Source organism: Roseococcus pinisoli, from assembly GCF_018413645.1.
Lineage (GTDB): Bacteria > Pseudomonadota > Alphaproteobacteria > Acetobacterales > Acetobacteraceae > Roseococcus > Roseococcus pinisoli.
In genome coordinates this window covers 990,384-1,002,580 of sequence record NZ_JAHCDA010000001.1, presented here as the reverse complement: position 1 = coordinate 1,002,580, position 12,197 = coordinate 990,384, and the positions used below count along the sequence as shown (strand labels likewise).

Genomic DNA, 12,197 nt, shown 5'->3' with positions numbered 1-12,197 from the left:
CATGAAAAAGGGAGAAAAACCATGCGAGGGATGTCACGTCGGGCTTTGTTCGGTGCTTGCGTCGGCTGCGGTTCCGCCCATCTCGGCCTGGCCGCGACGCCGGCCCAGGCCCAGACGCCAGCGGCCTGGTCGCCGCCGCCCGCCTCCGCCCGCTGCCCCAGCCGCTGGGGCCCGAACGACCGCCGCGGCAGCATGAACCTGATGACACCGGCCCGCATGCGCGACGCCTCGGCCCTCATCCGCGAGGGCCGCAAGATCGAGATCGGCCACGTCCTTGCACAGAGCATGCCCTTCTTCGGCACGCGGCGTTTCGACGTGCACCTCAAGCAGACCTACATGAACCCGCAGGCCAACCGCCGCGGCTCCAACGAGGAGCTTGTGGTGGGGGAGATCGCGCAGATCGGCACCCAGTTCGACTGCTTCCCCCATCAGACCATCGGGGACGAAACCTACAATTGCGTGAATGTTCCCTCGATCATGACGCGGGGCGGCTTCACCGAGATGGGCGTCGACACGATCGGCACCATCATGACCCGAGGTGTGCTGATCGACGTCGCCGGGCTCAAGGGCGTGCAGACCCTGCCCGACACCTACGAGATCACGCCCGAGGACCTGCAGCAGGCCCTCAACCGCCAGCGCGTGGAGCTGCGCGAGGGCGATGCGATGATCATCAATACCGGCTGGGCCCATCTCTGGGGCCGCGAGAATGCGCGCTACGTGGCCGGCTGCCCGGGCATCGGCGTGGCGGCGGCGGAATGGCTCATCGCGCGCAACCCGCTGCTGCTGGGCGCGGATAACTGGCCGGTCGAATGCGCGCCGTCCCGGACCATGCCGGATGCCTCGCTGCCCGTGCATCAGATCGCGCTGGTGGTGCATGGCGTGCATCTGCTGGAGAACCTGAAGCTGGACGAGCTGGTGGCCTCGGGCCGCAGCGAGTTCTGCTTCGTGATGCAGCCGCTGCGCATGCAGGGCTTCACGGGCAGCACGGTGGCGCCGGCGGCGATCTTCTGACGTCTCTTCCCGGTCATGCCTCTTTTGCATGGCCGGGAACCCGGAGTTACCCGCGCTATCTCGCCGACCGCCCGTCGCGCGGCTGCGGCACGCCGGCCAGGATCGCGGCGCCCACCGCCAGCATCACCAGCACCACCGCCATGCCGGCGCGCTGGCTGCCGCTCGCGGCCGTGACGAGGGCCAGCAGGGCCGGCCCCAGGAAGCCCGTCGCCCGGCCGGAGAAGGCATAGAGGCCGAAATAGGCCGTGACCTCCGCCGGGGGGGCCAGATGCGCCATCAGGCTGCGGCTTGCCGCCTGGGAAGGACCGAAGAAGAGGCCCAGCGCGACGCCCAGCACCCAGAAGACGCTCTTGCTCTCCGCGAGCAGCATGGCGCCGCCCAGCACCATCAGCGCGAGAAGCGCGATCAGGACGGTGCGCTTGGCGCCCAGCCGCTCCTCGATCCAGCCGCCGGCGAAGGCGCCGATGCCGCCGCTCACATTCAGCGCGATGCCGAAGAGCAGGATCTCCTCCATGCCCATGCGGTGCACGCCGGCGGCAAAGACCGCCCCGAAGGCGAAGAGCACGTTCAGCCCGTCCGTGTAGAAGAGCCGCGCGAGCATGAAGCGCAGGATCGCCGGATGACGCGGCAGGCCGCGCAGCAGCCGTAGCGTCTCCGTGACGCCATGCATCGCCGCCCGCCCCCAGGGCCGCCGCTCGCCGGGCCCTTCCTTGACGAAGACGAGGACGGGCCAGCCGAAGAACAGCATCCAGGCCGCGACGACCAGCGCCGTCGCGCGCACCTCCTCCGCCTGGCTGCGGTCGAGCCCGAAGGGCGGCGGGTCCGGCTGCACCAGCACGGCGAGGCACAGCACCAGGCAGGCAAGGCCGCCGGCATAGCCCAGTGCCCATCCGATGCCCGAGATACGGCCCAGCCGCTCGCGCGTCGTCGCGGCTGGCAACAGGGCATTGTAGAAGACGGTGCCGAGCTCGAAGAACAGCGTGCCCAGCGCGACGCAGGCCAGCGCCCAGAGGGCATAGGCCGGGTCCGGCTTCGCGAACCAGAGGCCGGCCGTGGCGAGGGCGGCGAGCGCCGTGGTCGTCAGCAGCATGGAGCGCCGCTTGCCGCCCGCATCAGCGATGGCGCCCAGCAGCGGCGAGATCAGCCCGATGGCCAGCCCCACCAGCGCCTGCATCCAGCCCCACATCACCTGGCCCGTCACCGGGTCGGGCGCGACGGCCTTCGTGAAATAGGCGGCGATGACGAAGGTGGAGACCACCGTGGGAAAGGCGGAATTCGCCCAGTCATAGCTGGCCCAGGCCCATTCGCGTCGCGTCATGCCGTTCCCCCGCGGATCTCGACGGACCGGAGCAGGAGAGAGTCCCGCGAAAGGACCACCGGGCCGAAGCCGGTGGCGGTCATCGAACATCACCACCCGATCAAGCGATATCGCCCGATCGGGTTGCGCTGTAGCCCGGTTTGCCGCGACGCGGAAACCGGCCGTGTCAGGCCGACGCCACCGCGAGGGTGGCCAGCGCGCGCGCCGCGACCGTGACCGCCGCGACATCGCCCGCTGCCGCCGCCTCGCGCACCAGCTTGCGCACCGCCTCCGTCACCGGCCCCTCGACGGCACTGCCGGCGAGGCGCCCGGCGGCGAGGCGCGCCTGGGTGTTGCGGAGGTCGGCCAGCAGCGCCGCCCGTGCCCGGTCGCCGTACAGGCCGGGGACCGGCATGCGCCGCGCGGCCTCGGCCAGGGCGTCGAGATGAACGGCGGCCCCCGCCTCGTTCCAGGCCGCCGCGGCCGCGGCCGGCGTCGCGCCGCTGGCGCGCGCGAGCTGCACGATGGAGGGGGCGGCCGCCAGCCCGGGCGCGGCGGCCACGAAACCGCCCAGGTCGCCCGGAAGGCCCGAGGCGTCGTCCGCCCGGGCCGCCATCTCGCCGGAGGCCAGCGTCGCGATGCCGTCGCGAAGGGTGGCGATGGCCGCGGCCAGCCCCGTCCGCGCCGGTGCCATCAACTCCACGGCGGCCGCCTCCAGCAGCGTGCGCAGCGTGGCCTGCGCGGCGAGGCGCGGCTCGGCGGGCGCCTGCTCGGCCTCCTCGAAGCGGGCCTCGAGGCCGAAGAGCTCGGAGGCCAGCCAGACGGCGCCGACCACCTCCGCCGGCTCCGCCTCCGCCACCAGGCGCGCCAGCCCGGCGCAGCCCAGCCGGTTCGCGACCTGGTTGGCGAGGCCGGTCGCGATCAGGTCCCGCCGCAGCCGGTGGCGGGCGACGTATTTCGCGAAACGCTCCTCGCGCAGGGGAGTGGGAAAATAATCCGCCAGCAGCGGCGCGAAGACCGGATCGTCCGGCAGCGCACTGTCCACCACCGCCTCGCCGAGCCAGAGCTTGGCGAAGGGAAGCAGCGCCGCGACCTCGGGCCGGGTCAGGCCCTCGCCGCGCGCCATCCGCGCCGCCAGCGCCGCATCGTCCGGCAGGCCCCCCGCCTGCGCCCGGTCGAGCAGGCCCTCCTGCTCCAGCCGCGTCATCAGCGCACCCTGCGCGGCCAGCGCTGCCGCGCCCGCCCGCACTTCCAGCGAGACGGCGACGGATTGCAGCTCGTTGTCGCGCAGCACCAGCCCCGCGACCTCGTCGGTCATGCGCTCCATCAGCTCGTCGCGCTGCTTGCGCGTCATCATCCCCTCGGCCTCGACATCGGCCAGCAGGATCTTGATGTTCACCTCGTGGTCCGAGGTGCTGACGCCCGCGGAATTATCCAGCGCGTCGGTGTTGATGCGGGTGCCGTTGCGCGCCGCCTCGATGCGCCCCGCCTGCGTCACGCCGAGATTGGCGCCCTCGCCCACGATCTTCGCGCGGATCTCGCGACCGTCGATGCGGATGGCGTCGTTCGCGCGATCACCGGCCTCGGCCTGGCTCTCCGCGGCCGCCTTCACGTAGGTGCCGATGCCGCCGAAATAGAGCAGGTCGGCCTCCATGCGCAGGATGGCCTGCAGCACGGCGGCCGGCTCGGCGCGGTCGGCGGTCAGGCCGAGCATGGCCTTCGCCTCCTTGCTCAGCGGAATGGTCTTAAGGTTGCGCGGAAAAACGCCGCCGCCCTGGCTGATCAGCTTCGCGTCGTAATCCGCCCAGGAGGAGCGCGGCAGCGCGAAGAGTCGCTCGCGCTCGGCATGGCTCCCCGCCGGGTCGGGGTCGGGGTCGAGGAAGATGTGGCGGTGGTCGAAGGCGGCGCGCAGCTTCGTCTGCCTGGAGATGAGCAGCCCGTTGCCGAAGACGTCGCCCGACATGTCGCCCACGCCGGCCACGGTGAAGGGTGCATCGTGGATGGAGCGGCCCAGGGCCTCCACGAAATGGCGCTCGATCATCACCCAGGCGCCGCGCGCGGTGATGCCCATGCCCTTGTGATCGTAGCCGGCCGAGCCGCCGGAGGCGAAGGCGTCGTCCAGCCAGAAGCCGTATTCGGCCGAGAGCCCGTTGGCGATGTCGCTGAAGGTGGCCGTGCCCTTGTCGGCCGCGGCAACGATATAGGGATCGTCGCCGTCGCGGCGGATGGTGTCCGGCGCCGTGATCACCTCGGTTCCGCGCAGGTTGTCCGTGAGGTCGAGCATGGCGCGCACCAGCGTGCGGTAGGCCGCGATGCCGGTCTGCTGGAAGGCCTCGCGCTCGGTGGGCACGGTTCCTTTCAGCACGAAGCCGCCCTTCGCGCCGGTCGGCACGATGACGACGTTCTTCAGCCGCTGCGCCTTCAGCAGGCCCAGGATCTCCGTGCGGAAATCCTCCCGCCGGTCGGACCAGCGGATACCGCCGCGCGCGACGGGCCCGGCGCGCAGGTGGCAGCCCTCCATGGCCGCGTTGTGCACGAAGATCTCGCGCCAGGGCCGTGGCGCGGGCATGTCGCCGGCGATGGCGCTGTCCAGCTTGAAGGCGAGGTAGGGCTTCCGCTGGTAGAAGTTGGTGCGGAGCATGCCGTCGAGCATCCGGCGCAGGCGCTGCAGGATGCGGTCGGTGTCCGGATCGAAAACCTTCTCGAGCATCGCCGCCCAGGCCGCGTCCAGCGTAGCCTCGTCACGCTGCGCGCCGGCCGGATCGAAGCGGCGGTGGAACAGGTCGGCGAGAAGGCGCGCGGCTTCCGGCGTCGCGGCCAGCGCCGCCGCCACGCTCTCCTGCGCGAAGGGGAAGCCGACCTGCTTCAGCCAGCGGTACATCGAGCGGATCAGCCAGCATTCGCGCCAGTCGAGCCCGGCGCGGAGCACGAGGCGGTTGAAGCCATCGGCCTCGATCTCGCCCGCGATCAGCGTCTCCAGCGCGTCCAGCAGCAGCGCCTCGCGCCCCGGCAGGATGTCGCAGCCTGTATCCAGCGCGAAAGCATGCAGCGAGACCGGCGCCGATCCCTGCGGCGTGAGCTTGTAGGTCACCTCCTCGATGGCGCGGAGGTCCAGGCTGTCGAAGAGCGGCAGCGCATCGGCCAGCGCCAGCGAGGAACCCGGCACGGCCAGCCGCAGCACGAGGCGGCGTGGCCCCTCGCCCGGCGGGCTGATGACCGCGGCCTCGGTGCGGCCGCTCGCCAGCGCCGTCTCGGCCAGAGCAAGGTCGGCCGCGGCCTGCGCCACGCTCTCCGTCTCCTCATAGGCAGGGGGGAAGGCGTCGCGCCATTGCAGCGTCACCGTCGCGGCCGCGGCCTCGCCGCGCTCGGCCGTCAGCGCTTCGCCGAGGCGATCGTCGAAGCTGCGCGCCATCTGCGTGACGGCGGCGTCCAGCGCCACGCGATCGGGGGCCACGAGCCGCGCGGGGTCGGTGCCGATGATGTAGTGGATGCGCACCAGCGGGCTGTCGCCGAGCGCGATGTAGAAGGCGGAGAGCCGCCCGCCATGCGCCCGCGCCAGCATCTCGCCGACGCGTGAACGGAGCTGGGAATCGAAGCTCTCGCGCGGCAGCCAGGCGATGACGGAAACGAAGCGCCCGAAGGGATCGGGCCGGAAGTAGAGCGCAGGGCGCGGGCGGATCGAAAGGTCCAGCGCCTGCCGCGCGCCGGCGAGGATCTCGGCCTCGGTCGCCTGGAACAGCTCGTCGCGCGGCCAGGTGTCCATGATGTTGCGCAGCGCGCGCCCGTCATGGCTGTCCGGCGCAACGCCGGCCGCCTCCAGGATGCGCTCCACCCTGCCGCGCAGCAGGGGAATGGAGCGCGGATTGCGGTTGTAGGCGCCGGCCGCGAAGAGGCCGAGGAAGAGGCGCGCGCCCACCACCTGGCCATCCGCGCCGAGGATGCGCGTGGCGATCACGTCGGCGTGCTGCGGCCGGTGCACCGTGCTGCGCATATTGGCCTTGGCGACGGTGATCGGCGCGTGCTCGGTCAGCGCGGCGCGGATGCGCGGATTAAGCGCAGGCAGGTTCGCGAGCGTGTCGAAGACCGGCAGCCGCGGATCGCGCAGCAGGCCGAGATTCTCCGCCTCGATGATGCGCGCGCCCTCGCCCTCCAGCATGAAGCGGCGATGGCCGAGCAGCACGAAATTCTCGCCCCGCATCCAGGCCAGGAATTCGCGCGATTCAGCGTCCTCGCCCATCTCGGTCCCGGCGCGGTCGAGCAGCGCTGCCATGGCGTCGAAGTCGCCCGTCGCGGCGCGCACATCGTCCAGCGCCTTGCGCAGCGCGGCCTCGACTTCCGGCCAGCCGCCGGGCTGCATGCCGGGCAGCAGGCTGCCCGCGCCGGCCGCGATGGTGACGCGCATCAGGCTTTCGCGCAGCGGCCCCTCGCCGATCGCCGTCAGCGCGCCGGAAGCCTCGCGCGTCATGGGCAGGATGGGGTGCAGCAATTCCTTCACCACGCGGCCCTGCCGCGTCAGCGCACCCAGCACGCTGTCGACCAGGAAGGGCATGTCGTCGGTGACGACCTCGGCGATGCCATGGGCCCCGCGGCCGGAAGCGGGGGGAAGCAGGCGTAGCTTCCCCTCCCCCGGCTGGCGCTGCGCGGCGAGGGAAGCGAGGGAGGCGGCGGCCTCGCCCAGCGCGGCGGGCGAGCGGGAGGCCAGCTCCCCGGTCGGGATTCCGGCGAAGAGGCGAGGCAGCAGCGCCACGGCCAGCGGCGGGAGGCCGTGGGCGGCGGCGGCAAGGACCTCATCCCGCACGGGATCGGCGGGCAGCGGAGCTTCGGGCATGGCGTCCTCTGAATGGTCTTGGGCGGCAGTCAACGCCGGCCACGACGGTTGGCGCAAGCGTGGCGTGGCCGTGGGGACTGCGCTAGCATGTTACCATGACGATGACGCTCGCTCAGCTTCTTGCCCCCATGACGGTGGAGCAGTTCTTTTCCGAGTATCACGATAAGGCTCCCCTTCACGTGAAAGGGGACCCGGGAAAGTTCGCCTCCGTCCTGTCCTGGCGGCAGATCAACCGCCTGATGGACATGACCCATGCCTGGACCAGCAAGTCCCTGATGGTCGTGCTGGACGGCAAGTCCGTTCCGGCCGAGCAATATTGCACCACCGCACCGGGCCGCGACACCAATGCACAGCTCATGCAGCCAGTGGCCGAGCGCGTGCGCGAATGGGTCGCGAAGGGCGCGAGCCTGGTGTTGAACGACGTGGACAGCCTGACGCCGGGCCTGGCCTCGGTCTCCTCCGCCATCGAGGATGCCGGGCTCGGGAAAGCGCAGGCGAACGTCTACATCTCCTGGCAGAGCCACAAGGCCTTCCCCGCGCATTACGACACGCATGACGTCTGGGCCGTGCAGGTCGAGGGCGAGAAGACCTGGAACGTCTGGGAGGGCCGCGCCGAATGGCCGATCAGCCACCCCGTCTTCCGCTCGCAGACGCAGGAGCATCACGAGCAGGCCAAGGGCAAGCTTCGCGCCAAGGTGACGCTGAAGGCCGGTGACCTGCTCTACCTGCCGCGCGGCTGGTACCATGACGCCCTGGCCGAGGCGCCGGCCAGCGTGCACGTCGCCTATGGCGCACATGCGCCCGTCGGCATCGACCTGATGACCATCCTCGGTGAGCGCGTGCTCTATGATGCCGCTTTCCGGCAGCCGCTGCCGCGCCAGGATGGAACCGCAGCGGCCCGCTTCGCGTTGACACAGCGCGCGGGCCAGCTCGGCGCGCGCCTGGCGGAACTGTGCAAGGATCCCAAGGTGATGGAAGTGCTCGAGCGCTTCGTGGCCGACTACCGCTTCCATCGGGGCGGAAACGACCTGCTGGCTTGGCGCGGCATGGCCGCGCCCTCGGCCGGCGGTGCCGACGAAACCTCGGAGGGCGGCGCCTTCCGCGTGGTGGTGGGCGGCGCGAAGCCCGTCCGCCGCGGCAGCGAATGGGTCCTCAAGACCGCTTCCGGCGCGCTCGCCCTCACGCCCGGAGAGGCCGAGGCCGCCCAATGGCTGCTCGCGCGGCCGGACGTGACGGAGGCGGAGCTGAGCAAGGCCCATCCCCAGGCCGATGCCGCTGGCCTGCTGGCCAAGCTGCGCGACGCCGCCCTGCTGGTGGCGACGTGAAGCGCCTCGCACTGGCGCTGCCCCTGATCCTGGCCGCTCTTCCCGCAAAGGCGCAGGTGCGCGAATTCTCCTGCGTGGGCGTCGAGCGCCTGCAGGACGACGCGGCGACCGTCACCTTCGCCCGCAATGCGGACCGCGTGGGTTCAGATGCCCGCGGCGTGCTGGAACCGCTCGCCGAGCTCGCGCGCGGCGATCGCGAGAGGAATATCTGCGTCCTGGGCTTCGCTTCGGCGAATGAGGGCGGGGCGCAGACCGGCGCGCGCCTGGCCGCGCGGCGCGCCCGCGCCGTGGGGCTGGAGCTCTCCCGGATGGGCATCGAGCGCGACCGCATCCGCGCCGAGGCACGGACGCGCGGCTTCACCCGCAGCGGCGTGGATCGCCGGGCGGGGGCGCTGATCGTTCTGCTGCCCTCGCCTTGAGGATGCGCCAGGAAATCGGGCCCAGGCCCGCCAGGGTCACGGAGTCACCCCATGTCAGTGAAGGTTGAACGCGACGCCTCGGTCGCGACGCTATGGCTCGACCGGCCGGATCGCGGCAATGCGCTGGGCGCCGAGCTGGTGGACGCGATCTCCCTCGCCTTCGACGAGGCGGTGGAGACGGGCGCGCGGCTCATCGTGCTGCGCGGCGCCGGCAAGCATTTCTGCACCGGCCTCGACCTCGGCGACCTGGACACGATCTCCGACGGCGATCTGGCGCTGCGCATCCTGCGGATCGAGCTGCTGCTGCAGAAGGTGCATGGCGCACCGGTGACGACCATGGCCATCGGCAATGGCCGCATCTTCGGCGCGGGGGCGGATCTTTTCGCCGCCTGCGACCATCGGGTCGCGCAGGAAGAGGCGCGCTTCAGCTTCCCCGGTCCGGCCTTCGGGCTGGTGCTCGGCACCGCGCGACTGGCGGGGCTGGTCGGGAATTCACGGGCGCGGGCCCTGCTGCTCAAGGGCGAGCCGATCGATGCGCCGGCCGCCCTGGCGATGGGCTTCGCCACCGCGATCGGCACGGCGGATGAGGTCGTTCCCGCCGCCGTGCGCGATGCCGAGCGGCTCGATCCCATGACGGTGTCGATGCTGCACGCCCGCTCGCGCCAGGCGGATGACGACGGCGACCTCGCCGCCCTCGCGCGGTCCATGGCGCGGCCCGGACTGGTCCAGCGCGTGAAGGACTATCGCGCGAAGATGCTCGCCTCCCGCTAGATCATTTTCCGTGCGCAAGGGCTCACGGCAAACGCTCTACCCTTTTGTTTTCCGATGATCTTTACCCGACCGGATGATTCCATCTGATCGGGGTGAGGCGCTAAGGGGCGAGGCCCGGCGGGCCACGCTCCACGCCGATGACCCAGGCGGCATGCGGCCCGGCTTTCGGCCGCAGCCGCAGATGGCCCGACGCGTCGGAGGCGAAGCCCCGGCCGAGGGAAAGCGGGGTGACCTGCCCCTCCGGCCGGCCGTCGCCGCAATCATGCTCCAGCACGAGGTCGCCGGTCCGGGGACGGATGTCCACGAGCCGGAAGCCGTGCCGGGCATAGAGGCGGCGAGCGCCGTGATTCTCGGCGACCACCAGCAGGCGGATCCGCCGGCAGCCGGGGATGCGGCTCAGCCGCTCCCTCACCGCGACGAGGATGGCGCCGCCATGACCCGAGCCCTGATGCGCGCGCGACAGGGCGAGCCAGCCCAGCCACCAGCAGGCGGCGTCGCGGCGATCGGGATGGACGACGTAGAAGCCGATCAGCTCGCCAGCCAGCTCGACGCCGATCAGCGAATGCGCCGGCCCCTTACGGACGGCCGCCACGATCTCGGACAGCGGGTCGAGATAGCGTTCGACCTGCTCCGGATCGAGATCCAGCAATTCCACGCGAGCCAGATCGGCGCGGCCGATCCGGCGGTAGACGAGGGGCGAATAGCCCCGGAACGAAGACATGATACCCTGACAGAATTGTTGATGTCCGAAGCCCCCTTGGGGCGTCTGGTCCTCAGGACCAGGCGGACGCTGTCAGGCGCGTGCCCGGGAGCTACCCGAGCGAGATCCTTTTTTCATGCCTGGGATTTAGCATGTCCGACCGGGCGGCCGTGTGTCAGTTCCGTGGCATTTATGGGCGCGTCAGCGCCGCGCCGCCGGTGAGAATTCCATGGCGCGGGACGTCTCCTGCAGGCGCGGCGCATAGGTGATGCCGGGCCTGGTGGCCCAGATATTGACCTGGTGATGCAGCGGAATCGCCGCCACGTCGCGCTGGATGGAATCGCGGATGGCCTCCTGGTAGAGCGCCTCCCGTTGCCGGGGATCGATGGTCGCCAGCGCGCGGTCGATCAGCGTATCCACCGCCGGATTGGTGTAGTGCGAGGCCCGCAGGACCGCGCCCCGGCCCCGTGCCGGATCCTGGGTGGCGGAGATCGCGGTCAGGGGGGTATCGGCCTCGCCGGTGCTGGAGGACCAGCCCATCAGGCTCGCCGAATATTCGTCCCGCAGCACGCGGCTGAAGAAGATGCTGGCCGGCTGGGCCGAGACGTCGGTGCGCACGCCGATCCGCGTCCAGAACTGCGCGATGGCCTGCGCGATCTCGCCGTCGTTCACGTAGCGGTCGTTCGGTCCGTTGAGGGCGATGCGGAAGCCCTGGGGATAGCCGGCCTCCGCCAGCAGACGTCGGGCGCCCTCCGGATCAAAGGCGGGGACGGGGATGGAGGGGTCGTAGCCCATCGCGCCTTCGGGCATGAGCTGCCCGGTGGGCACGGCGAAGCCTTCCATCAGCTGCCGCGCGATGCCCGGCCGGTTGATCGCCATGGACAGCGCGCGGCGAACCCGCGGGTCGCCCAGCGGATTCACGGTCATCGGCCGGCCGTTATGGTCGGTGACCAGCGGCGACACCGGGCGATTCACGTCCAGATAGAGGTAGATCAGCCGAAGGCCCGGCTTCTCGACGATGTTCAGGTTGCCGGCGCGCCGCATGGCCCCGACGTCGCGCGTCGGCACGGCGTCGATCGCGTCCACGTCGCCGGCGCGCAGCGCGGCGACGCGCGCGCTGTCGCTCGGCAGCATGCGGATGGTCACGCGCTCCCAGGGCTGGGCCGGCCCCCACCAGTTCGGATTGCGCGCCAGGGCCACGCGGTCGCCCGGCGCGTAGCTGACGAAGCGATAAGGGCCGGTGCCGATCGCCGCGCGGCCGGAATTGTAGTCACTCGTCACGGCGCCGGTGCCGTGACGGCGGGAGACGATGGTGAAGGCGCCCATCATCATCGGCATCAGCGGCACGGGCTCGGCCGTGTGCAGGCGGATCGTGTGGTCGTCCACCACCTCGATCCGGCTGACGGCGCGCGTGTAGCGCGCGAGCGAGCTCGGGCTGTTGATGACCTCGGGGACGCGCGAATAGGTGAAGACCACGTCGTCCGCCGTGAAGGGCGTGCCGTCATGGAAGGTGACGCCGCGGCGCAGCCTCACCTCCCAGAGCCGGTCGTTCAGCGCCCCCCAGGAGAGGGCGAGGCCGGGGATCGGCCGCATCTGGGAATCCGTCGTCACCAGCTGCTCGAAGATGTGCTGCGCCACCGCGTGGTTGGGCGACAGGTCGTGGTAGTGCGGATCCATCGAGGTGATCGCGCCGCCATAGCCCAGCGACAGGTCGGCGGCGGGAACAGGGCGAGGCAAGGCAAGCGCGCCGATCACGGCAGCGACGGCGACGAGGCGCATACGGACGTCCTTTCCCAATGAGGGAAGCCTGTCCGCCCGGATCGCGCCGACGCAAGGGAAAAGCGTG

At 71.1% G+C, this 12,197-nt stretch carries 8 protein-coding genes; 4 read left to right on the top strand and 4 right to left on the bottom strand.

Features of this window, described 5'->3' with window-relative positions; genetic code table 11:
* Positions 1 to 45: 45 nt before the first annotated feature.
* Positions 46 to 1,011: a cyclase family protein gene (locus KHU32_RS04825; protein ID WP_213668882.1), complete on the top strand. Its 966-nt coding sequence runs from the start codon at positions 46 to 48 to the stop codon at positions 1,009 to 1,011.
* Positions 1,012 to 1,066: 55 nt separating this feature from the next.
* Here KHU32_RS04825 and KHU32_RS04820 read toward each other — a convergent pair whose 3' ends face one another.
* Both KHU32_RS04820 and KHU32_RS04815 read right to left on the bottom strand, forming a co-directional pair.
* The gene (locus tag KHU32_RS04820; protein WP_213668881.1) at positions 1,067 to 2,329 is read right to left on the bottom strand and encodes an MFS transporter; all 1,263 of its coding nucleotides are present in this window, start codon (positions 2,327 to 2,329) and stop codon (positions 1,067 to 1,069) included.
* A 166-nt stretch (positions 2,330 to 2,495) separates the two neighbouring features.
* Positions 2,496 to 7,136, bottom strand: a complete 4,641-nt coding sequence (locus tag KHU32_RS04815; protein WP_213668880.1) for an NAD-glutamate dehydrogenase — start codon at positions 7,134 to 7,136, stop codon at positions 2,496 to 2,498.
* A 95-nt stretch (positions 7,137 to 7,231) separates the two neighbouring features.
* Between KHU32_RS04815 and KHU32_RS04810 the strand changes: the two genes are divergently transcribed.
* Genes KHU32_RS04810 through KHU32_RS04800 form a run of 3 tightly spaced genes read left to right on the top strand, consistent with a single transcriptional unit; the run spans position 7,232 to position 9,651 of the window.
* Positions 7,232 to 8,461: a cupin domain-containing protein gene (locus KHU32_RS04810; protein WP_213668879.1), complete on the top strand. Its 1,230-nt coding sequence runs from the start codon at positions 7,232 to 7,234 to the stop codon at positions 8,459 to 8,461.
* On the top strand, positions 8,458 to 8,880 hold the full coding sequence (locus KHU32_RS04805) for an OmpA family protein (protein ID WP_213668878.1): 423 nt from the start codon (positions 8,458 to 8,460) through the stop codon (positions 8,878 to 8,880). The genes KHU32_RS04810 and KHU32_RS04805 overlap by 4 nt, the downstream gene beginning before the upstream one ends.
* 51 nt (positions 8,881 to 8,931) lie before the next feature.
* On the top strand, positions 8,932 to 9,651 hold the full coding sequence (locus tag KHU32_RS04800; RefSeq protein WP_213668877.1) for an enoyl-CoA hydratase/isomerase family protein: 720 nt from the start codon (positions 8,932 to 8,934) through the stop codon (positions 9,649 to 9,651).
* 100 nt (positions 9,652 to 9,751) lie between these two features.
* On the opposite strand, the gene KHU32_RS04795 is transcribed toward KHU32_RS04800, so the two are convergent.
* Positions 9,752 to 10,372, bottom strand: a complete 621-nt coding sequence (locus tag KHU32_RS04795; protein WP_213668876.1) for a GNAT family N-acetyltransferase — start codon at positions 10,370 to 10,372, stop codon at positions 9,752 to 9,754.
* Between the two features lie 180 nt (positions 10,373 to 10,552).
* Positions 10,553 to 12,130: an ABC transporter substrate-binding protein gene (locus KHU32_RS04790; RefSeq protein WP_213668875.1), complete on the bottom strand. Its 1,578-nt coding sequence runs from the start codon at positions 12,128 to 12,130 to the stop codon at positions 10,553 to 10,555.
* Positions 12,131 to 12,197 lie beyond the last annotated feature (67 nt).